We start from the raw sequence: 23,857 nt of genomic DNA, 5'->3' as shown, positions 1-23,857 counted from the left end.
AGATAGATACTGGTTGAGTATTAAGAGGTGTAAGCCTAATTATTTAATATAGTTTAGATTATAACTCTTAATACTTAACTACAAAGGATAAAATAGCAGTGAATAATTAACAGTAGAGGTGATAATGTGTCGTCAATTAGTAGTTTATCTAGAGCCATATCAGGGCTACAAGCTAGTCAATATGGATTACAAGCAACTGCTCATAATATGGCTAATGTAAATACACCAGGTTACGTTAGACAACAAGTACTAATGAAAGATTCAAGTTATTTTAAAATAGGTAGTAATGGAAATAGTAACTTAATGGTTGGTATGGGTACTGATGTACAGGCTTTACGTCAAGTAAGAGATATGTTTCTTGATGGAGCATTCAGAAATGAAGCAAGCAGATATGGATATTATAATTCTGGTGCAGATGCTTTAGACGAAATACAAACAATTCTAGGTGAAATAGAAGGGGAAAGTATGGAAAAGGTACTTGAAAAGTTCTGGAAATCCCTTAATGAGCTTTCAAAACATCCAGATGGTAGAGAAGCAAGAGGTACATTCGTTCAAAGTGCCGTTCTTTTTGTAAATAAAGCAAATCTTATCATGGAACAGTTGGATGAATATCAATTAAATCTTAATAAACAGGTTACTGATAAAGTTGATGAAATAAATAGACTTGGTGAAGAAATAAATATACTGAATGATAAAATTGTTAAATATGAGATAAATGGTGATAATGCTAATGATTATAGAGATGCAAGGAATAATGCTCTAGACCAATTAGCACAGATAATTGACATAACTTACAAAGAAGACAAGCTTGGTAATGTTTCAGTCAAAGCAGAAGGTTTTGATTTTGTATCTCTTGGCAATGTCAACAAAATGGAACTTGAGCAAGCAGTACCTAATAGTCCGCTAGTATCACCTATATGGAAAGCAACTGGTCAAAGGGTATTTAATCTAGATACAGAGATTTCTGCTGAGAAAGAAAATGATAGAGGTTCATTAAAAGGAATATTATTATCAAGAGGCACTAGAAGAGCTAATTGGAAGGATACAGAGATTGCAAGTGATTTCAATGATAACGTAAAGCCTTCTATTATTATGAGGACTCAAGCTAAATTTGATTTATTTGTACATTCGGTTGTTACAACCATTAATGATAATATAGCACCAATAACAAGGGATGGTCCTTATGGGTTAGATGGTTCACAGAATATAGAGATTTTCAAGAGGAAGCATATGGATAGGTATACTGGTACTACATTCAATGATGAAAATGCTGGCTCTGACTCATTATATTCGGCTGGAAATCTAGAGATTAATCCGGAAGTATTGAATGATTACGATAAAATATGTATTACTGGAGTTCAAGGAGAACTTCAAAATAATGATGTTGTAGAGGCAATTAAAACTCAGTGGCAAAATCCGTTGCTGGACGAATATCCTGGATGTGATTCTAAGTTGAATATTAATGAATATTATGTAAGTTTTGTTGGAGATATAGGTAATATTGGGAAATTGACTAAAACACAGATGGAGAATCAACAAATACTTATTGCACAGATAGATAATCAAAGAGGTATTCTTATGGGAGTATCATCTGATGAAGAGTTAGGTAATATGATGAAATATCAGCATGCATACAATGCATCTGCAAGAGTGGTTACCGTGGTAGATCAGATGTTAGATCAAGTTATCAATAGATTAGGTCTTGTAGGAAGATAGGGGGAGTTAAATGCAATCATCATTTTTTGGCTTAAATGTAGCTACACAAGGTTTATTTACAGCAAGAACATGGTTAGATATAACTAATCATAATATAACTAATGCACAGACTCCTGGTTACAGCAGGCAATTTGGTATTCAATCAGCTTGCAGACCTTTACCTAATAATGGTATTGGAATGATGGGGACTGGTTCTGAAATATTAAAGATAAGTCAATACAGAAATAAATATTTAGATACTAAGTTTTGGAGCAATTCAAGCCATCTCGGAGAGTATACGGTTAAGAATTCACAGACAAGCAGTATAGAAACAATTCTTAATGAAATAAAAGATACAGGTATATCAAAACAGTTTGATGATATGTTTGATTCATTGCAGAAACTCTCTACAGATCCATCAAGTGAACCATATAAAATTAATTTTATTGATATGGCTAAGAGCTTTTCAAGATATTTTAATGATATCGGTGATAAAATGAGGTCTTTTCAAAGAGAAGCCAATTTCTCAATCAAAACTAAGGTAGACCAGATTAATTATTGTGCTAATCAGTTAGCGACTCTTAATGAACAAATAGAAAATGTTGAGTTTTCAGGTGCAGAGGCAAATGACCTAAGAGATAAAAGAGCGCTTATCGTAGATGAGTTATCACATATAATAAATGTTAAGGTTGATGAACGCGTAGATGTCAATGGTAAGAAGACTTTCTCAGTTCTAGCTAATGGACAAAAGCTGGTTGAAGGAAGTAGGGTAAATCTATTAGAAACTAAATCAAGAGAACATCTAAATAATCCAGAAGATGAACCAGGATTATTTGATATATATTGGGAAAATGGGAATAAATTCGATATGACAGACCCTGAACTAGAAGGTGAGTTAAAAGGGTATATTGATATGAGGGATGGCAATAATGGTGATAATTTTAAGGGTATAATAAATACAGTAGCTGTTGATACTATTGTAGTTGGTAATGTTAATAGAGCTGATTTACCAGATACAGGTGAAATTAAAATTGATGGTGTAGTATATAAGTATAACAGTTTTACATATGATGAAGGAAATAATGAGGTGACTTTTACATTAGCTTCAAATGCACCAGCAGGAGCTACTAATGTTAGTATGGGAGAAAATCTCAAATACAAAGGAATCTCATACTATGTTGAGAGAATGAATAACTTTGTAAGGACTGTTGCTGAGAAATTCAATGAAATACATAGAAAAGGGAATAACAATACTGGTGGTCCATTATTTACTTTTGTAGGCTTTACCCCTGGTGATGTTGTTGATTATAGTAAAATGACTATTGATAATTTCCAATTTTCTAAGGAAATAGCATCGGATATAGATAAGTTATTAACAAGTTCCGATCCAACATCAGGTGAAAGTGATAATGACATTATTAAAGAAATGCTAGATTTAAAGCATGATAATGATATGTTCAAAACAGGTGAACCAGGTAACTATATTCAAGCATTAATTGGAGAATTAGGAATAGATAAAAGTCAAGCTGATAGCTTTGAAACAGGTCAGACAAACCTTAATTTGATGATTAATAATCAAAGATTATCTTATTCAGGTGTCGATATTAATGAAGAAACAACCAATATTATTAAATTTCAACAAGCTTATGTAATATCAGCACAGATGATACGTGTATTTGATGAGATATACGATGTAACAATTAATAGAATGGGAGCTAATTAATTATAAAGTGTTTAATATAAGTGTGATTATGATATAGATAAGGAAGGTGTAATCTGAATGCGAATAACGAATAATATGGTAGCAAACAATATACTTCTAAGTCTTAATAGAAGTAAATATGCTCTTAGTATCTACGAAGGACAATTAGCTACAGGTAAAAAGATTCAAAAGCCCTCTGATGACCCTATAGTTGCAGTCAGAGCATTGAAGTTCAGAACCAGCGTTAGAGAAGTGGAACAGTACAAATCAAATGCCAAGGATGCAATATCTTGGATGACTGTTACCGAGAATTCAATTTCAAATATTATTGAAATCGTTAAAAAAGCTAGAGATTTAAGTGTTCAAGCTTCTAATGACCCTCTAGGTATAGGTGAAAGAGAAAGTATCATTACTTCCTTGAAGCAGCTAAAAGACCAACTTGCTAATGAGGGAAATGTGGATTACGCTGGTAGACATGTTTTTACCGGGTATAAGACGGATCAGCCATTGACGTTTACGGAAAAAGTGAGTGGTAAAAATTATAAGATTACAGAAAAATTTAAAAGTGATGATGTTGAAACAATTGAAAAAATAATAGATGATACCCCTAATCCAAGAGTAATTAATGTTGATAGGATAAGGTTGGGGTATTCTAATATAAATAATATTGCTGATACTAATATAGTATCACCTGATTTAGCAGTTGATACTATAGATTCTAATGATCCTAATGCTTATGAACCAGCTGTGGGAAAAGTTAACTTTCTAAAAGATACAGGAGAATTGATATTTAATTCGGCTGATAAAGCCAGTGGGAAAATACCAACAGATATAACATTTGAATATAATAAAGATAAATTTGAGAAAAATGATCTTAATCCAATACATTATTATAAATGTACTGATTATAATAATGTTGAATATGAAAATCAAAGAGATAATATTAGTTACCAAGTAAGCTATAATCAAAGTGTTCCAATTAATTCCTTAGGAAAAGATTTAATTAGTGTTGATTTGGTAAGAGATCTTGAAGAAATGATAAACGAAGTTGGTAAAGTATCAAAAGATGGTTCTAAATATGATGATTTATTGAAAGACAGTCTAGGAGATAAATTTACTCAGCTTATAGGTAAAATTGATAAACATAAAAATGAACTACTTAAACAAGAAGCCGATTTAGGTACTAGAATTAATCGCATGGATCTAACAATCAATCGTCTGGACGATGATAAAGTTAATTTTACTGATTTGATGTCTCAAAATGAAGATATTGATGTTGCAGAAGTAATTATGAAAATGAAATCTCAGGAAATGGTTTATAATGCAGCGTTAATGTCATCTTCTAAAATTATGCAAACTACGTTGTTGGATTTTATAAGATAGAAAATTTTAATAATAAAGATTTTAATAAATAATAATAGACGCATTAGAATATGCGTCTAAATTATTATTAAGTGGAATAAAATACCAAAATAATTTATTTGTTATATCTTTCTATGTTAAATAATGAATGATATAATAGTATTATGGTATATTTTGTATGAATTACTTATTTATTCCTAGATAAACAAGTTTCATGTTATAAACAAATAATCTCGTAAGGGGTGGTAGAAATGCTAATTGATACAAAGCATTTTGGTAAAATAGAAGTTGATAAAGAACATATTAATACATTTGATGAAGGAATTTTTGGATTTACTCAATATCACGAGTTCACTATTATACACGAAAATGATATCTTTTGTTGGTTACAGTCAATAGAAGATAAAGATATAGTATTACCGATGATATGTACACCGTTGGTATTTCCAGATTATAGTCCAGAAGTCAAGGATGAATTGATTTTGCGGATTGGAGATTTAAAAGAGGAAGATTTACTTTTATACAGTATAATTGTAGTTCCAACAGATATTGAGAAAATGACTACTAACTTAAAGGCTCCAATTATTGTTAATGCTAAGACTAAAAGAGGTATTCAAATTATACTAAATGACAATAAATATAAGATTAAACAGAATTTATATGAACACCTTAAACTATTAAAGCAAAAGGTGGGTGAATAATATGTTGGCATTATCTAGGAAAAAAGGCGAAGGTATTATTATTGGAGATGATATTGAATTAATAATTTTAGAAATTGGTAAAGATCAAGTACGAATCGGTATAAATGCGCCTAAGGATATTACTATTCATCGTAAAGAAATCTATGTACAGATTCAAGAAGAAAATAAAAAAGCTAGTAATACAACTGATCAAGGTATTAATAAATTAAAAGATTTATTTATAAAAAATTCATAAAACTATAAAGTTTATTTTAAATATACCGATATAATATGTGTATAATAATTTATGTGTAATAACGCATAATTATTAAAAAATAATATTGGCAAGGATGCCAAGCAAAATTCAAGGAGGAATTTATTATGATTATTAATCACAATATGATGGCAATGAATACGCATCGTCAAATGGGTGGAATCGCTACATCCCAATCAAAGGCAACGGAAAAATTATCATCAGGTCTTAGAATTAATAGAGCAGGTGATGATGCAGCTGGTCTTGCAATTTCTGAAAAAATGAGAGCACAAGTTAGAGGATTAAATCAAGCTTCTAGAAATGCTCAAGATGGTATCTCTCTAATTCAAACTGCTGAAGGTGCGTTAACTGAAACTCATGCTATGCTTCAAAGAATGAGAGAATTATCAGTTCAAGCTTCTACAGATACAGCGACAGATTTAGATAGAGATCAGTTAGATGCTGAATTTCAACAATTGAAATCAGAAATCAATGATATTGCTTCTCAAACAAAATTTAATAAAATGACTCTTCTGGATGGTAATTTTGGTAATTCAGTTGATCAAGATGCTGCTAACTCTACAGCATTAGCAGTAGCTGGAGTAACTTCAATATCAGGTAGTGGTGCTGCAGAAACATATACAATTGCAGATGATGGTACTGATTTAACTGTTACAGATGTTGCAGGTAATAGTGTTACTATAGCTGGAGGTACTATGGGTGCAGGTGCACAAACTGTAAAAATTGAAGAATTTGACATTTCTATATCAACAGGTAGTGCTTTTGTTGCTGCATCATTAAATGGTACAGATGTAGTTATCGGTGGAACGGGTTCAGTAGCATTTCAAACAGGAGCTAATGCTGGAGAGACTATGACATTAGGGATTAGTAACATGGATGCCACTGGTCTTGGAGTAAATACTAATGATTTACAAGATACTACAAATGCTTCTGCTTCTATTACTAATATTGATTCAGCAATCAAACTAGTTTCTGATGAAAGAGCTAAACTTGGTGCGAAACAAAATAGATTAGAACATAGAATTAATAATTTGAACACATCATCAGAAAATCTGCAAGCGGCAGAATCAAGAATTAGAGACGTTGATATGGCAAAAGAGATGATGAATTTTACAAAACAAAACATCTTAATGCAAGCGGCACAGTCAATGTTAGCGCAAGCAAATCAAGCACCTCAAGGGGTACTCCAATTATTAAGATAATTAATTTTTGAGTCGCAAAGTATAGATTAGATAATTATAAATTGAACATTTTAAAAAGAAGTTAAGAGTTATATCTTTAAATTAAATAAATCTAAAATCTAAAAAAGCATTATTAATAAGGAAAGAGTTAATTATTCTCCTTACGAATAATGCTTTTTTAGTTACTTTAAATATAATTATGCATCTCTAACACATCCATAACAAATATGTATAAATCAATCCATTAAAATGCTAATACATTAATGTACCTCAGGCATTAATCTGTTGATATATTATAATTAATAAATAATATTTATAATTGTATATATGAAAAAAGTTATAAAAAATATAAAAAAAGCTAAAGTTGTTATTATGAATAACCGATATATACTTTGAAAGAAATTATATAAGAAATATAAGGCATAAACAAGGATGATAAATAGAAACTTACAATATTTGGCAGGATGCCGAACAAAGTAAGTCTAAGTATCATACGTGTTTATGCCTTATTGCATGTGAATCAAGGAGGAAAAAATATGTTAGTATTAGGCAGGAAGCCAGGACAATATGTAATGATAGGTGAAAAAGTTAAGGTGGAGGTAGTAAAAAGTAAAGATGGTGACTTACGTCTTGCAATAGATGCCCCAAAAGATATTTCGATTATTAGAGGAGAAATATTCGAAAAACAAAGTATCAAATAAAGATTATTAACAATTATATAAAGAAATAAACTTCAAGGATGAGGGAATTATTTCAACCGTAGACTAGTAAAGGATTACTAGTAGAGGGTTGGGTTAATTCCCTTTTTTAATTAGATAATAAGCCAGTAATGTGTATCAAATGGCTTTTTATAAATAAAAATAGGTGACAATGGAAGGTCATCTTAAAAATTCAAGGAGGTAATATTTATGATTATCAATCACAATATGTTAGCAATGAATACTCATCGTCAAATGGGTGCTATTGGTACAAATCAAGCAAAATCAACAGAGAAATTATCATCAGGTATGAGAATTAATCGTGCTGGTGACGATGCTGCAGGTCTTGCAATAAGTGAAAAAATGAGAGGGCAAATTAGAGGATTAAACCAAGCATCTAGAAATGCTCAAGATGGTATTTCTTTGATTCAAACTGCAGAAGGTGCTTTATCTGAAACTCATTCAATGCTTCAAAGAATGAGAGAGTTAGCGGTACAATCTAATAATGGGACTAATACTAATGATGATTTGTTAGAATTACAAAAAGAATTCAATCAGTTAAATAGTGAAGTTGATAGAATTGCCGAGAAGACAGAGTTCAATACCAAACAGCTTCTTAAAGGAACATTAGGTGTAAGTATGGCGGATGGTACTCTTACTAAGGCAGCTGCCACTGCAGAAGGTGTTAGTTTTGATGTATCTGGAGTGAAGACTGGCGAAACTTTAACTTTTGATGTTTCAGTAGCAGGTAAAGTCACAGTTGAAGGTACTAATAGTGGAGTAACACAAACGGTAACTGTTGGAGATATAGCAGATGTAAAAGCTGGGACTACTCTTAATTTTGATAAGTTAGGCTTAACTGTTAACTTTACAGCTGATGACGACTTTGCAACACTTGCTGATGGTAAAACTATTACAACAACAGGGACAGCATTGAATTTTCAGATTGGTGCAAATAAAGATACAGTACTTGGGATAAGTATATCTGCAATGGATAAAGCTAATCTAGGAACAGGAACAGCAGTGGCTGGTGATGTTGCAAATATTGGAGCTGTTGATTTGACGGCAGCAGGACAAGGGTTTGATAAGAATATAGTGGTTATTGATAAAGCTATATCTCAAGTATCTTCCCAACGTTCTTCACTTGGTGCTTTCCAAAACAGATTAGAGCACACAATTAAGAATTTAGATACTTCTTCTGAAAACTTACAATCATCAGAATCAAGAATTAGAGACGTAGACATGGCAAAAGAAATGATGGAATTCACTAAGAATAACATTCTTCAACAAGCTGCTCAATCTATGTTAGCTCAAGCAAATCAAGCTCCTCAAGGAGTACTTCAATTATTAAGATAATTGTAGATGAAATTAATAAAAGAGGGTCAAGGAATATTTCCTTTGGCTCTTTTTTTATAAAATAATTTAATTATTATATTAAGTTATTTTATTAGAATTACGATATAGTTAGTAGAGATTATTTCACAAGGAGGTTCAGTTATGAGAATTGAATCAGAAAATATAAATGGTTATTATAATTCGCATTCTCAAGGTGACGTAAGTAGAAAAGAAAGTAATCATGTAGTTGAAAAAGATAAAATTAAACCAAGGGAAATGGTTAGTGAATTACCTAATAATAGTGATAATAAAAAAACTCAAGAACACGAAGTAATAGAAGCCATTGAAAAAGCAAACAAACATTTCAAATCATATGATAGAAGATTAGAATTTTCTATTCATGAAAAAACTAAACAAATCATGGTTAAAGTAATAAATACTGATGATGATAGTATTGTAAGAGAAATACCATCTGAGAAGATACTCGATATGGTTGCAAAACTATGGGAAATGTCAGGTATATTCGTTGATGAGAAAAGATAAGGAGTGATTTAATGGGAATTCAATTTTCTGGTCTAGCATCTGGACTTGATACAGATAATATTATTAAAGAATTGATGAAAGCAGAAAGAATAAAAGTAGATAGGGTAAAAAAAGACAGAACTAAACTTGAATGGAAGAAAGATATATGGAAAGATATGAATTCCAAGATGTATTCTTTTTACACTAAAAATATTTATGATTTAAAATCTAGAGGAACTTTCACAAAAAAAAATGCGTTATCCTCTAATGAGGCTCTTATATCAGCTAAGGCGGGCATATCTGCTGTGGAAGGAACGCATACGGTAACAGTGAATCATCTTGCGAAAGGATCATTTCTAACAGGTAACGAGGTGACAACAGATAGAAACGCTGCAGATATTACATCTTCAACTGTTGCTGGAGATTTAATTGATTTTGGAGGGGCTACTGAAAAAACAATTAAGATTAGTTTGGATAACGGAACAACTTATTCTGAGGATATTAAAATACTAGCTACTGATACAATTACTGAAATAACAAATAAGATAAAAGAAAAACAAGGAGATATCAATGTATCCTTCGATAATAATTTCAATAGGCTAATGATGTCAACTAAAGAGCAGGGACTAGGAAAACAAATCATGGTAGCTGGAGATGATGCATTACTTACATCATTAGGCTTAGTACCCTCCAAAAGAGCAGGAACTGCTGGACAAGATGCGGAATTTGTTTATAATCAAACAACTTTAACTTCAAGTAGCAATGAAGTAACTATAAATGGTCTTATTTTAACATTAAAAGGCGAAGGAGAAACTGCTAATATAACAGTTAATCAAGATACAGAAGCAATATATAATAAAGTTAAAGAATTTGTAACAGAATATAATAAATTGCTTTTAGAAATAAATGATAAAGTCTATGCGGATAGAGCGAAAGGATATGAACCATTAACAGAAGATGAAAAAAAATCTATGTCAGAAGATGAGGTAGAACTCTGGGAAGATAAAATCAAAGATTCATTGTTAAGAAGAGACAGTGCTTTATCTGGGTTAAAGGATTCAATGAGAAGCATTTTGTGTAATAGTAGTGGTGTAGATACAAGTGGTTTTGAATTTGATTTTTTATCTGAATTAGGTATTGTAACTGGTGATTATAGTGAAAAAGGGCTGTTACACATTAATGGAGATGAAGATGATCCGTTATATGCTGCTAAAAAAAATAGTTTAAAAATAGCTATTGAAGAAGACCCAGAAAAAGTAGCTGATTTATTAAATGCTATTGGTGATAAACTTCATTCTACAATGCAAGAAAAAATGAAATCTACTGAAATAAGCAGTGCACTTACATTTTTCAATGACAAACAAATAGATAAACAAATTGATAGCTATAAAGACCGTATAGAAGAATTAGAAGAAAGATTAACTAATGTAGAACAACGTTATTATCAACAATTCACTGCTATGGAAAAAGCGATACAAATGATGAATAATCAAAGTGCTTCACTAGCATCGATGTTAGGAGGAGGGGCGTAATGATTTATAATAATGCTTATAATCAATACCAAAACAACGCAATCTTAACCGCTTCCCCACAAGAACTAACACTAATGTTATATAACGGAGCAATAAAATTCTGCAACCAAGCTATCGTATCAATAGACAATAATGAAATGGAAAAAGCACATAATTACATTAGTAGAGTAGAAGATATTATAGAAGAATTTGTTATTACATTAGATGAAAAATATCCAGTAGCCGAAAGCTTTAAGAAAATGTATGACTATATAAATGATAGACTAGTTGAAGCTAATGTAACTAAAGACAAGGGAGTATTAGAAGAAGTTCTAGGTTACCTAAGAGAACTTAGAGATACTTGGAAAGAAGCCATGAAACTTGCAAAGATGCCTAAAAACAAAGACACAACTAACGCTACAGAATAAAGGAGTGAAGTGATACTATGGATATAGCAGCACTATCAACATCTTTGTCACAAGGGAAAATTATGTCTCAAGTTAATATTTCATTAAGTAAGATGGGTATGGATATGGTTAAACAGCAGGGACAAGCGTTAACTGAACTTATGCAATCTACTTCGCTTGAAACATCAGTGAATCCACATATAGGAGCTAATATAGATATTAAGCTGTAATTAACATAATTAACATTTACTTATATAGTAGAAAAGAGGTATTTGTATGTCGGATATCAACACCTATCTTAATATATTATTAGATTCGTTGAATAAGAAGTCAGACGTTCTTAAGAAAATTCATGATGTTACTAGAAAACAAAGTGACTATGTTAATAATAATGAATTCGATTTAGAAGAATTTAATATGTTTATGGCTGAAAAACAAGAATATATTGATACCATAGAAATTCTTGACTCAGGTTTTCAATCAACATTTAACAGAATCTCGAAAGAACTTGAAGGTAACATTAACCTATATAGAGATAAAATAAAGTTACTAAAAGATAAAATAACAAGTGTATCTGAGATTGGTATAGATATACAAGTATTAGAAGAAAAGAATAAAGTATTAATAGAAGAACACTTCAATAATAAAAAAAGAGAAATAAAAACTTTTAAAAAGAGCAAAAAAACAGCCACAAACTACTATAAAAATATGAATAACTCATTAAAAGATAAATCATATTTCCTTGATCAGAAAAAGTAAGATAAATCTTATAACTTAATAATTACAACGATATTCATAAAATTGTTGCGAAAACCTTGACAGTAGAACCCACAATATGATATATTATATACGCATATTTGTAGGGCTCTTTTTTTTTATGCCTTAAAATAATGTGTATTTCTCTAAACTTATAGACAAGTGGAGGTGGAAGTTGTGCGTGTCAAAATAACTTTAGAATGTACTGACTGCAAGCAAAGAAATTACAACACAACAAAAGAGAAGAGATTACATCCAGAAAGACAAGAAACAAAAAAATACTGCAGATTCTGTAGAAAACATACTCTTCATAAAGAGACTAAATAATTTTCTGCAATAATTTGCACAAAGGAAGTGAAAACATGGGTGAAGCAAAAGTTGTTAAAAAGAAAAGCTTTTTTAAAGGTTTAAAAGGTGAATTTAAAAAGATCATTTGGCCTGACAGAACAACATTAGCAAAACAAACAGTTACGGTATTATTTGTTTCATTAGTGGTTGGAGCTATAATTACTGTAATAGACCTATTGTTTCAAGCAGGAGTAGGGTATATTTATTAAACTAATAAGGTATACTCTTCAAGTAGGTAAAGATTGTAATCCTTTGGGCTATGGTCTAAGTGAAAAAAGTAAAGAAGGATGGTTCTATGGCAGAAGAAGCTAAATGGTTTGTTGTGCATACTTATTCAGGGTATGAGAACAAAGTTAAAGCTAATATTGAAAAATTAGTTGATAACAGAAAATTACATGACCAGATATTAGAGGTAATTGTACCACTATACAAAGTTATAGAAGAAAAGAATGGAAATAAAAAAGAAGTTGAGAAAAAAACATTTCCAGGTTACGTTATCATTAAAATGGTCATGAACGACGATACATGGTACGTTGTAAGAAACACTAGAGGTGTTACTGGATTTGTTGGACCTGGATCAAAACCTGTACCTTTATCTGAAGAAGAGATAAAAAATATGGGTATTGATATTGAGGTTGTTAACATTGAGGTAGAGACTGGTGATTCCGTTAAAGTTACTGAAGGACCTTTTGAAGGATCTGTAGGTGTTGTTAAGGAAATTCATGAGCATAAACGTACCGTAATAGTTAATCTTTCAATATTTGGTAGAGAAACACCAGTAGAATTAGACTTTACAAAAATGGAAAAACTTTAATTAATTATTGGTTTAATAGTATGAACTTCGTTTGTTCATGCTAGTGGGAGGGAAATCCCGTTAAATACCACAAAATTCAGGAGGTGCCCTTAATGGCTAAGAAAGTTACAGGAATGATAAAATTACAAATTCCAGCTGGTAAAGCTACACCAGCACCACCAGTAGGTCCAGCACTAGGACAACATGGTGTGAACATAATGCAATTTACAAAAGAATTTAATGCTAAGACAGCTGATCAAGCAGGAATGATTATTCCAGTAGTAATTACTGTATATCAAGATAGAAGTTTTAGTTTTATTACTAAGACTCCACCAGCAGCTGTATTACTTAAAAAAGCTTGTAAAATAGACTCTGGTTCAGGAGTTCCTAATAAAACTAAAGTAGCTACAATTTCTAAAGAAGAAGTTCAAAAAATTGCAGAATTAAAAATGAATGATTTAAATGCAAGTTCTGTTGAATCTGCTATGAGTATGATTGCTGGAACTGCAAGAAGCATGGGAATTGTTGTAGAATAGACAGTGATACTACAAAATTCACACTGTGGGAGGGTTGCTCCCGATATTACCACAAGGAGGTTAATGAAATGAAAAGAGGAAAAAGATATAAAGAGGCTGCTAAGTTAGTCGATAGAACAACACTATATGATCCAAAAGAAGCTACTGATATTGTTGTAAAAACAGCTAGTGCTAAATTTGACGAAACTATTGAGTGTCATATTAAATTAGGTGTAGACAGCCGTCATGCTGACCAACAAGTACGTGGAGCTGTAGTACTTCCACATGGAACAGGTAAAACAATTAGAGTATTAGTATTTGCCAAAGGTGATAAATTAAAAGAAGCCGAAGAAGCAGGAGCAGACTTTGTTGGAGGGAATGAATTAATCCCTAAGATTCAAAATGAAGGTTGGTTAGATTTTGATGTTGTAGTAGCGACACCTGATATGATGGCAGTTGTAGGTAGACTTGGACGTATACTTGGTCCAAAAGGATTAATGCCAAATCCAAAAGCTGGAACAGTAACAATGGACGTTGCAAAAGCTATTAATGATATAAAAGCTGGTAAAATTGAGTATAGATTAGACAAAACTAATATTATTCATGTTCCAATCGGAAAAGTATCATTTGGAACAGAAAAGATTATGGACAACTTCCACACTTTAATGAGCGCAATTATAAAGGCAAAGCCATCGGCTGCCAAAGGTCAATATTTGAGAAGTGTTGCTATAACTTCAACAATGGGACCTGGAATTAAAATCAACGGAGATAAATTAACTGTAGAAAAATAGTTGACAGGCTATTGAGTAGATGATATAATACGTTGAATAATTAAATATAAGTAATCTCATTGGAGATAACTTAACTGTAGACAGTAGGTACTGATTAGTGTAAAGGGTAACCACCTACCGAGGTATTACAAGTAAACAATAACAATTTTGAATTAAGTTCTGATTGTTTATTGATATTGAATTGTTAACCTCTTTGTCTATGGATGAAGAGGTTTTATTTATTAAGTACAAAACGAAAGTTTTTACTAAATATAATACGATGAAAATCGTGCTAAAAACCGCAACATTGAATTTAAGGAGGTGTACAGGATGCCAAATGTAGAATTAAAGCAAACAGTAGTAGATGAAATCAAAGAAAAACTTGAAGGTGCATCATCTATAGTGCTCGTTGATTATCGTGGTTTAACAGTTGAAGAAGATACAAAACTACGTAAAGACCTAAGAGAAGGAAATGTTATCTATAAAGTGTATAAAAACACAATGATGAATTTTGCTTTAAAAGGTACAGAGTTCGAAGAGTTAAAAGATCATTTAGCTGGTCCTAGTGCTATTGCAATAAGTTATGAAGATCCTATTGCTGGACCTAGAATACTTAAAAATGCAGCAAAAGACTTTAAGAACCTTGATTTTAAAGCTGGTGTTGTAGAAGGAATTTACTATGATGTTGAAGGTATTAAGAAAGTAGCTTCAATACCTACAAGAGATGAATTGCTTGCAAAATTACTTGGAAGCTTCCAATCTCCTATTTCAACATTTGCTCGTACAGTTAAGGCTATTGCGGACAAAGTAGAAGAAACAGGAGTTGAAACAGCTGCATCATTAGCAGTTGAGAAAACAGAAGAAAAAGTTGAAGAAGCGCAAGAAAAAACAGAAGAATAATATAATAATTTCGGAGGTGTATGATAATGGCAAAATTAACAACAGCAGAAATAATGGATGCTATTAAAGAATTATCAGTATTAGAATTAAATGAATTAGTAACAGCGTGTGAAGAAGAATTTGGTGTATCAGCAGCGGCAGGTGTTGTAATGGCAGCTCCTGGAGCAGCTGGAGCAGTAGCTGAAGAAAAAACTGATTTTGATGTTGAATTAACAGCAGCAGGATCACAAAAAATCAAAGTAATCAAAGCAGTAAGAGAAATTACTGGTTTAGGATTAAAAGAAGCAAAAGCATTAGTTGAAGGTGCTCCAACAAATGTTAAAGAAGGCGTAGCTAAAGATCAAGCTGAAGAAATGAAAGCTAAATTAGAAGAAGTAGGCGCATCTGTAACATTAAAATAATAATGAATTAAGGCCTCTAGCTAAGCTAGAGGCTAAATTTATAAAAATCGATATTTCAGGAAGTAAACTGAATCTAAAAGTAAATAAATTATGTAGATATTATTCTACATTAATCTCATTAAATTGCGGCTAAGGTCGCTTTTATTAATTTCTAGTGATACTTGTTTATTCATCCAAATATACAGTTTTTCAATTTCAAAAATAATAATCTGAAAAAAATCCAAAAAATTATTGACACACATTCTAATGTGTGGTAATATTTGATAATGCATTATTGTGGAGTTGTATGCTCATTAATTGTGTATACAAAAAACTTAACAAATAATATAAAACGAAAAATAACTCTGAGGAGTTGATTTTAACTGATATTAGACCATTCAGTAGTCTTAAATGAATAATAGTTTAATAGTTGTCAATGATATAAAAGATGATTAATGATACATGATGAAATCGGTAAAAAATTATTTTTTGCCAAATCATTGTATTTTTAGATAAATTTAAATTTAGCCAAGGGGTGAAACGTACATGGAAAAAAACAGAATTCGACCTATGAAGATCGGGAGAGGCCTTAGAATGAGTTACTCCCGTAGAAAAGAAGTCCTAGATATGCCAAATTTAATAGAAGTACAAAAAAACTCTTATCAATGGTTTTTAAAAGAAGGACTTAAGGAAGTATTTCGTGATATATCCCCTATTACTGATTATAGTGGGAACTTGGTACTAGAACTTATAGATTTCTCACTTAATAAAGAATTAAAGTACACAATTGAAGAATGCAAAGAAAGAGATGCCACTTATGCAGCTCCGTTAAAAGTAAAAGTCAGACTTATTAATAAGGAAAAAGATGAAATTAACGAACATGAAATTTTCATGGGTGACTTGCCTGTAATGACAGAAACAGGTACATTTATTATTAATGGTGCAGAGAGAGTTATTGTTAGTCAACTAGTTCGTTCGCCTGGAATATATTATAATATTAATTTTGATAAGATTGGTAAAAGATTATTCTCAGCAACAGTAATCCCTAATAGAGGGGCTTGGTTGGAATACGAAACTGACTCTAATGATATTTTTTACGTACGTGTTGATAGAACAAGAAAAGTACCAATAACAGTATTAATACGAACATTAGGTATTGGAACAGATGCGGCTATTGTGGATTTATTTGGGGAAGAGCCTAAAATACTTGCTAGTATTGAAAAGGATGGAACAACATCTTATGAAGAAGGATTAATTGAGATTTATAAGCGTATAAGACCGGGAGAACCACCAACAGTAGAAAGCGCTGAGTCATTAATCAATACGATGTTTTTTGATTCTAGAAGATATGATTTGGCTAAAGTGGGACGTTATAAATTTAATAAGAAATTAGCACTAAAAAATAGAGTAAAGGGTTTTACCCTATCAGAATCAGTTGTTGATGGATCAACAGGTGAAGTAATTGCAGAGGCTGGAACTATAATTACTGAAGAAATAGCAGAGAGTATCCAAGATGCTGCGACACCATATGTTTGGGTTACTGTAGAAGATAGAAAAGTAAAAGTCCTATCTAATCTCGCTGTAGATATAAGTAAATTTGTAGATATAGATCCAAAAGAGTTTGATATCTATGAAAAAGTATACTACAAAGCATTAGAAGAAATATTAGAAGAATATGATGACATAGAAGAAATTAAAGAAGCTATTAAGAAAAACATACACAAATTAGTTCCTAAGCATGTCACAAAAGAAGATATATTAGCTTCAATTAACTATAACATTGCTTTAGAATATGGTATCGGAAACAAAGATGACATTGACCATTTAGGAAACAGAAGAATCCGTGCTGTAGGTGAATTATTACAAAATCAATTCAGAATTGGTTTATCTAGATTAGAACGTGTTGTTAGAGAAAGAATGACAATACAAGATAGTGATGGTATATCACCACAGACACTAATAAATATTAGACCTGTTACAGCAGCTATTAAAGAATTCTTTGGTAGTTCACAGCTGTCTCAATTTATGGATCAGAATAATCCTTTGGCTGAGTTAACTCATAAAAGACGTTTGTCAGCTCTTGGACCAGGTGGTCTTTCAAGAGAGCGTGCAGGTTTCGAGGTTCGTGACGTCCATCACTCTCACTATGGTAGAATGTGTCCTATAGAAACGCCTGAAGGACCTAACATTGGACTAATTAACTCCTTAGCTTGTTATGCAAGGATTAATGAGTATGGATTTATTGAAGCGCCTTACAGAAAGATTGATAAAACTTCTGGAGTACCAGTAGTTACAGATAAAGTAATTTATGTAACAGCTGACGAAGAAGAAAACTATAGAGTAGCGCAAGCTAATGAAACACTTGATGAAAAAGGACATTTCTTACACAAATATGTTACAGGTAGACATAAAGAGGATATATTAGAGATGGATGCTAACGCTATTGATTTAATGGACGTATCTCCTAAACAATTGTTCTCAGTTGCAACATCAATGATTCCTTTCCTTGAAAATGATGATGCTAACCGTGCATTAATGGGATCTAACATGCAGCGACAAGCTGTACCATTACTGATGACAGATTCTTCAATCGTAGGTACAGGGATGGAACATAAAGCAGCTATAGACTCTGGTGTAGTAATTATCGCTAAACGACCAGGTGTTGTTGAAAGGGTTGCTTCCAAAAAGGTAGTTATTAAAACTGATGATGGACAACGAGATATTTATAAGTTACAAAAATTTTCAAGAAGTAACCAAGGTACTTGTATTAACCAAAGACCAATAGTTAATAAAGGTCAAAGAATTGAAGTTGGTGAAGTTATAGCTGATGGACCATCAACTGACCATGGTGAAATAGCATTAGGTAAAAACCCTCTAATTGGATTTATGACTTGGGAAGGTTATAACTTTGAGGATGCAATTTTATTGAGTGAGAATTTAGTGAAAGAAGATGTGTATACATCTGTTCATATAGAAGAATATGAGGCAGAAGCAAGAGATACTAAGCTTGGGCCAGAAGAAATTACTAGAGATGTACCAGGTGTTGGTGAAGATGCCTTAAAAGACCTAGACGAAAGAGGTATTATAAGGATTGGAGCAGAGGTACGTGCTAACGATATATTAGTTGGTAAAGTAACACCAAAGGGTGAAACAGAATTAACAGCAGAAGAAAGACTTCTTAGAGCTATATTTGGTGAAAAAGCTAGAGAAGTTAGAGATACATCTCTTAGAGTACCACATGGAGAAACGGGTATTATAGTAGATGTGAAAGTATTTACTAGAGAAAATGGCGACGAATTGCCACCTGGAGTAAATCAATCTGTTAGAGCATATATAGCACAGAAAAGAAAAATATCTGTTGGAGATAAAATGGCTGGACGACATGGTAACAAAGGTGTTATCTCTAGGATTTTACCAGTTGAAGATATGCCATTCCTACCTAATGGTAGACCTCTTGATATCGTTCTTAATCCATTAGGGGTGCCATCCCGTATGAATATAGGACAGGTACTTGAAGTCCATTTAGGATTAGCTGCAAAAGCTCTTGGATTCAAAATTGCTACACCAGTTTTTGATGGAGCAAATGAAAATGATATCATGGATACACTTGAACTTGCTAATGATTATGTCAATAAAGATTTCGATACATTCTGTGATAGATATGCAGAATCATTAAGACCAGACGTACTAAAATATTTAGATGATAATAAAACTCATCGTGAAGAATGGTCAGGTGTTCCGATTTCAAGAGACGGTAAGATATTCTTGAAAGACGGTAGAACGGGAGAATACTTTGATAATCCTGTTACAGTAGGATACATGCATTACCTAAAACTTCACCACTTGGTTGACGATAAGATTCATGCTAGATCAACTGGACCTTATTCATTAGTAACTCAACAGCCACTAGGTGGTAAAGCACAATTTGGTGGACAGAGATTTGGTGAGATGGAGGTATGGGCATTAGAAGCATATGGTGCTGCTTATACACTTCAAGAAATATTAACAGTTAAATCTGATGATGTAGTAGGACGTGTAAAAACTTACGAAGCAATAATCAAAGGTGAAAATATACCAGAACCAGGAATACCAGAATCATTCAAAGTATTATTGAAAGAATTACAATCCTTGGCTCTTGATGTGAAAATTCTTAGAAGTGATGCTTCAGAAGTAGAAATCAAGGAAAGTATGGATGATGCAGATGACTTATCTATCAACTTAGAAGGTAAAGAAGATGAATATATTTCTTCAGACGTAGTAAGCGGTGGAGCTAGTAAGAGAGAAACTTCAGAAACGAATGAACTGTTTGAGGATATTGAAGATGATAGTTATGAAGAAATAGATAAAGAAAAATTTATAATATCAGATGAAAAAACATTATTTGACGATGAGAAGTAAGAAGGGAGTGTCCAAGAGTGCCAAACGAGAATATAGAGCAATCAGTAAGCTTTGATGCTATTAAGATTGGCTTAGCATCTCCTGAAAGAATTAGAGAATGGTCAAAGGGAGAAGTAAAAAAACCTGAAACAATTAACTACAGAACTTTAAAACCAGAAAGAGATGGTTTGTTCTGTGAAAAGATTTTTGGACCTAGTAAAGATTGGGAATGTCATTGCGGTAAGTATAAAAAAATACGATATAAAGGTGTAGTATGTGATCGTTGTGGTGTTGAGGTAACAAAGTCCAAGGTACGTAGAGAAAGAATGGGACACATTGAATTAGCGGCGCCTGTATCTCACATATGGTATTTTAAAGGTATTCCTAGTAGAATGGGATTAATCCTTGACTTATCTCCAAGAACTCTTGAGAAAGTACTATACTTTGCGTCATATATTGTAATAGATCCTGGAGAAACAGGATTACAATATAAACAAATCTTGACAGAAAAAGAATATAGAGATGCTTATGAAAAGTACGGTAATAAATTTAGAGCCGGTATGGGAGCAGAATCTATAAAAGAAATTTTGGCTAATATTCAATTAGAAAAGGAATCAATTGAATTAAGAAAAGCTCTAAAAGAATCTTCAGGGCAAAAAAGAGCTAGAATAATAAAAAGACTAGAAGTAATAGATGCCTTTTTCAAATCCAATAACAAGCCAGAGTGGATGATTATGGAAGTTGTTCCAGTAATTCCACCAGATCTAAGACCAATGGTTCAATTGGATGGAGGTAGATTTGCTACATCTGATCTTAATGATTTATATAGAAGAGTTATAAATAGAAACAATAGACTTAAAAGATTACTTGATCTTGGAGCGCCTGATATTATTGTACGTAATGAAAAAAGAATGCTTCAAGAAGCGGTAGATGCACTTATAGACAATGGTAGAAGAGGTAGACCAGTAACTGGACCAGGTAATAGACCATTAAAATCATTATCTGATATGTTAAAAGGTAAGCAAGGACGTTTCAGACAGAACTTGTTGGGTAAACGTGTTGACTATTCTGGACGTTCAGTTATCGTTGTTGGCCCAGAGCTTAAGATATTCCAGTGCGGTTTACCAAAAGAAATGGCAATTGAGTTATTTAAGCCATTTGTTATGAAAAAATTAGTTAGTGATGGATTAGCTCATAATATAAAATCAGCTAAAAAAATGGTTGAGAGACTAGAATCAGACGTATGGGATGTATTGGAAGAAGTTATTAAAGAACATCCTGTTATGCTTAACCGTGCTCCTACACTTCACCGTTTAGGTATTCAAGCTTTTGAACCTGTATTAGTGGAAGGTAAGGCCATTAAGCTACATCCTTTAGTTTGTACAGCGTATAATGCCGATTTTGATGGTGACCAAATGGCTGTCCATGTACCGCTATCAGTAGAAGCACAAGCTGAATGTAGATTTTTGCTTCTTTCACCTAATAACCTATTAAAACCTTCAGATGGTGCTCCAGTATCCGTTCCTTCTCAAGATATGGTACTAGGTACTTATTATCTGACTCTTGAAAAAGAGGGAGAAAAAGGTGAGGGCTATTATTTTAAAGATGAAAATGAAGCTATGCTTGCTTATGAAAATAAAGAAATAACTTTACATGCTAAGATACATGTAAGAAGAACAATGGAAATTGATGGAGAATTTAAACAACAATTAGTTAAATCATCAGTTGGTAGAATCATATTTAATGAAGCCATACCACAAGACCTTGGGTTTGCTACTAGAGAGAAACCAGAGGATATATTCAAGTATGAGATTGACTTTTTAGTAGGTAAAAAGCAATTAAAGGATATATTGTATAGATGTATTATAACTCATGGATCAACTAAAACATCAGAAGTTCTTGATGGGATTAAGAAACTTGGTTTTAAATACTCTACAAGAGGTGCGTTAACTGTATCAGTTTCAGATATGGAAGTACCTGCAAGCAAAAAAGAAATAATTAAAAATGCAGAAGAAACTGTAGAAAAAATAACAAAACAATTCAAACGTGGATTCATGACTAATGAAGAAAGACGTTTAAAAGTTATTGAAACATGGAAAAATGCAGATGATACTATTACAGAAGCCTTACTTGGTGGACTTGGAAAATATAATAATATCTACATGATGGCTGACTCTGGAGCCAGAGGTTCTGATAAGCAGATTAAACAGTTAGGTGGTATGCGTGGACTTATGGCGGATACATCAGGTAAGACTATCGAATTACCAATCAAATCTAACTTCCGTGAAGGACTAGACGTACTTGAATACTTTATTTCTGCTCACGGAGCTAGAAAAGGACTTGCTGATACTGCATTACGTACAGCCGATTCAGGATATTTGACAAGAAGACTTGTTGATGTTTCTCAAGATTTAATTATTAGGGAACATGATTGTTGTGATAAAAACAATGCCCCTGGTATGTGGATAAAAGCTTTTAAAGATGGTAATGAAGTAATCGAAAGTTTACAGGAAAGAATCACTGGAAGATGGTCTGTTGAAGAAATTAAGAATCCAAAGACTGGTGAGGTTATAGTTGAAAAAGATACACTTATTACACCAATAAAAGCAAAAGCAGTAGTGGATGCAGGTATTGATAAAGTTCATATAAGAACAGTTCTTACTTGTAGATCAGAAATAGGAGTTTGTGCAAAATGCTATGGTTCTAATATGGCAACTGGATTATCTGTTCAAGTAGGGGAATCTGTTGGTATTATTGCAGCACAATCCATCGGAGAACCAGGTACACAGCTTACAATGCGTACTTTCCATACAGGTGGTATTGCTGGAGACGATATAACACAAGGTCTTCCTCGTGTAGAGGAACTATTTGAAGCTAGAAAACCAAAGGGATTAGCAATAATTGCGGAATTTGGTGGATTGGCTAGAATTAATGATACACGTAAAAAACGTGAAGTAGTAATAACAAGCGATGAAACTGGTGAAAGCAAAGCTTATTTAATACCATATGGTTCAAGAATCAAGGTAATGGATGGCGATGTAATAGAAGCTGGGGATGAATTGACAGAAGGTAGTGTTAATCCACACGATATCTTGAAAATCAGAGGAAGCAGAAGTGTTCAAGATTATATGTTACAAGAAGTTCAACGTGTTTACAGACTTCAAGGTGTGGAGATTAACGATAAGCATATAGAAGTTATTGTTAGGCAGATGTTAAAGAAAATAAGAATAGAAGATAGTGGTGAAAGTGACTTCTTACCAGGAAGTTTAGTTGATAGGTTAGAGTTTGAGAAAATTAACGAAAAACTTGCTAGCAATGGTTTGGAATCAGCAGAAGGAACTCAAGTTATGCTTGGTATAACAAAGGCTTCCTTAGCAACTAATTCATTCTTATCAGCAGCATCTTTCCAAGAGACTACAAAAGTATTGACGGAAGCTGCAATAAAAGGAAAATCTGATCCACTTATTGGATTGAAAGAAAACGTAATTATCGGTAAGCTTATACCAGCAGGTACTGGTATGGAAAGATACCGAAATGTTGGAATTGAAAAATATGTAGAAGAAGAACCACTTATTGACGATGTTCTTTTTGAAGAATAAAGGTAAAAATACAAAATTCGCCCTAGATTTAAATAAATCTAGGGCGTTTTAT

The 23,857-nt window shown here is 32.4% G+C and carries 22 protein-coding genes and 1 other annotated feature; all 22 genes read left to right on the top strand.

Translation table 11 applies throughout. The annotated features are described in order from the left end of the window. The first annotated feature begins 126 nt into the window (after positions 1–126). Positions 127–1,716 carry a flagellar hook-associated protein FlgK gene (flgK, locus tag ACX6CF_RS12315; RefSeq protein WP_458785631.1) on the top strand — a complete coding sequence of 530 codons (1,590 nt, stop codon included), beginning with the start codon at positions 127–129 and terminating at the stop codon, positions 1,714–1,716. 10 nt (positions 1,717–1,726) lie between these two features. Next, positions 1,727–3,418, top strand: a complete 1,692-nt coding sequence (gene flgK / locus ACX6CF_RS12310) for a flagellar hook-associated protein FlgK (RefSeq protein WP_458785630.1) — start codon at positions 1,727–1,729, stop codon at positions 3,416–3,418. 57 nt (positions 3,419–3,475) lie between these two features. Then, complete coding sequence (gene flgL / locus ACX6CF_RS12305) at positions 3,476–4,780, top strand: flagellar hook-associated protein FlgL (protein WP_458785629.1); 1,305 nt, start codon at positions 3,476–3,478, stop codon at positions 4,778–4,780. Between the two features lie 230 nt (positions 4,781–5,010). Then, entirely contained in the window at positions 5,011–5,460 is a 450-nt protein-coding gene (gene fliW / locus ACX6CF_RS12300; RefSeq protein ID WP_458785628.1) for a flagellar assembly protein FliW, read from the top strand. Position 5,461: 1 nt separating this feature from the next. Continuing rightward, positions 5,462–5,695 carry a carbon storage regulator CsrA gene (gene csrA / locus ACX6CF_RS12295; RefSeq protein ID WP_458785627.1) on the top strand — a complete coding sequence of 78 codons (234 nt, stop codon included), beginning with the start codon at positions 5,462–5,464 and terminating at the stop codon, positions 5,693–5,695. A 125-nt stretch (positions 5,696–5,820) separates the two neighbouring features. Then, on the top strand, positions 5,821–6,915 hold the full coding sequence (locus tag ACX6CF_RS12290) for a flagellin N-terminal helical domain-containing protein (protein WP_458785626.1): 1,095 nt from the start codon (positions 5,821–5,823) through the stop codon (positions 6,913–6,915). A gap of 515 nt (positions 6,916–7,430) precedes the next feature. Then, entirely contained in the window at positions 7,431–7,595 is a 165-nt protein-coding gene (locus ACX6CF_RS12285; protein ID WP_458785625.1) for a carbon storage regulator, read from the top strand. 207 nt (positions 7,596–7,802) lie between these two features. Next, positions 7,803–8,948, top strand: coding sequence for a flagellin N-terminal helical domain-containing protein (locus tag ACX6CF_RS12280; RefSeq protein WP_458785624.1), 1,146 nt, complete (start codon positions 7,803–7,805; stop codon positions 8,946–8,948). Positions 8,949–9,089: 141 nt separating this feature from the next. After that, positions 9,090–9,470 (top strand): flagellar protein FlaG, encoded by a 381-nt coding sequence (locus ACX6CF_RS12275; RefSeq protein ID WP_458785623.1) that lies wholly within the window; start codon positions 9,090–9,092, stop codon positions 9,468–9,470. 11 nt (positions 9,471–9,481) lie between these two features. Then, positions 9,482–10,981 (top strand): flagellar filament capping protein FliD, encoded by a 1,500-nt coding sequence (gene fliD, locus ACX6CF_RS12270; protein WP_458785622.1) that lies wholly within the window; start codon positions 9,482–9,484, stop codon positions 10,979–10,981. Then, entirely contained in the window at positions 10,981–11,388 is a 408-nt protein-coding gene (gene fliS / locus ACX6CF_RS12265) for a flagellar export chaperone FliS (RefSeq protein ID WP_458785621.1), read from the top strand. Before fliD ends, fliS begins: the two co-directional genes overlap by 1 nt. A gap of 17 nt (positions 11,389–11,405) precedes the next feature. Further along, positions 11,406–11,597: a YjfB family protein gene (locus ACX6CF_RS12260; RefSeq protein WP_458785620.1), complete on the top strand. Its 192-nt coding sequence runs from the start codon at positions 11,406–11,408 to the stop codon at positions 11,595–11,597. A 46-nt stretch (positions 11,598–11,643) separates the two neighbouring features. Continuing rightward, positions 11,644–12,126: a flagellar export chaperone FlgN gene (flgN, locus tag ACX6CF_RS12255; protein ID WP_458785619.1), complete on the top strand. Its 483-nt coding sequence runs from the start codon at positions 11,644–11,646 to the stop codon at positions 12,124–12,126. A gap of 174 nt (positions 12,127–12,300) precedes the next feature. Then, positions 12,301–12,450, top strand: a complete 150-nt coding sequence (rpmG, locus tag ACX6CF_RS12250) for a 50S ribosomal protein L33 (protein WP_458785618.1) — start codon at positions 12,301–12,303, stop codon at positions 12,448–12,450. A gap of 35 nt (positions 12,451–12,485) precedes the next feature. Then, complete coding sequence (secE, locus tag ACX6CF_RS12245) at positions 12,486–12,680, top strand: preprotein translocase subunit SecE (protein ID WP_113672554.1); 195 nt, start codon at positions 12,486–12,488, stop codon at positions 12,678–12,680. Between the two features lie 86 nt (positions 12,681–12,766). Next, positions 12,767–13,285 (top strand): transcription termination/antitermination protein NusG, encoded by a 519-nt coding sequence (nusG, locus tag ACX6CF_RS12240; RefSeq protein ID WP_458785646.1) that lies wholly within the window; start codon positions 12,767–12,769, stop codon positions 13,283–13,285. 92 nt (positions 13,286–13,377) lie between these two features. Further along, entirely contained in the window at positions 13,378–13,800 is a 423-nt protein-coding gene (gene rplK / locus ACX6CF_RS12235) for a 50S ribosomal protein L11 (RefSeq protein WP_458785617.1), read from the top strand. 68 nt (positions 13,801–13,868) lie between these two features. Beyond that, positions 13,869–14,570, top strand: coding sequence for a 50S ribosomal protein L1 (rplA, locus tag ACX6CF_RS12230; RefSeq protein ID WP_458785616.1), 702 nt, complete (start codon positions 13,869–13,871; stop codon positions 14,568–14,570). Between the two features lie 56 nt (positions 14,571–14,626). Beyond that, positions 14,627–14,797: a sequence feature (ribosomal protein L10 leader region), on the top strand. Positions 14,798–14,879: 82 nt separating this feature from the next. Beyond that, positions 14,880–15,449: a 50S ribosomal protein L10 gene (gene rplJ, locus ACX6CF_RS12225; protein WP_458785615.1), complete on the top strand. Its 570-nt coding sequence runs from the start codon at positions 14,880–14,882 to the stop codon at positions 15,447–15,449. Between the two features lie 26 nt (positions 15,450–15,475). Beyond that, positions 15,476–15,850 carry a 50S ribosomal protein L7/L12 gene (gene rplL / locus ACX6CF_RS12220; protein ID WP_458785614.1) on the top strand — a complete coding sequence of 125 codons (375 nt, stop codon included), beginning with the start codon at positions 15,476–15,478 and terminating at the stop codon, positions 15,848–15,850. A 525-nt stretch (positions 15,851–16,375) separates the two neighbouring features. Continuing rightward, positions 16,376–20,227: a DNA-directed RNA polymerase subunit beta gene (gene rpoB, locus ACX6CF_RS12215; RefSeq protein ID WP_458785613.1), complete on the top strand. Its 3,852-nt coding sequence runs from the start codon at positions 16,376–16,378 to the stop codon at positions 20,225–20,227. Positions 20,228–20,244: 17 nt separating this feature from the next. Next, complete coding sequence (gene rpoC / locus ACX6CF_RS12210) at positions 20,245–23,805, top strand: DNA-directed RNA polymerase subunit beta' (protein WP_458785612.1); 3,561 nt, start codon at positions 20,245–20,247, stop codon at positions 23,803–23,805. Positions 23,806–23,857 lie beyond the last annotated feature (52 nt).

The sequence above is a fragment of the Vallitalea sediminicola genome, from assembly GCF_054408565.1.
This window is presented reverse-complemented; position numbering and strand designations above follow the sequence as displayed.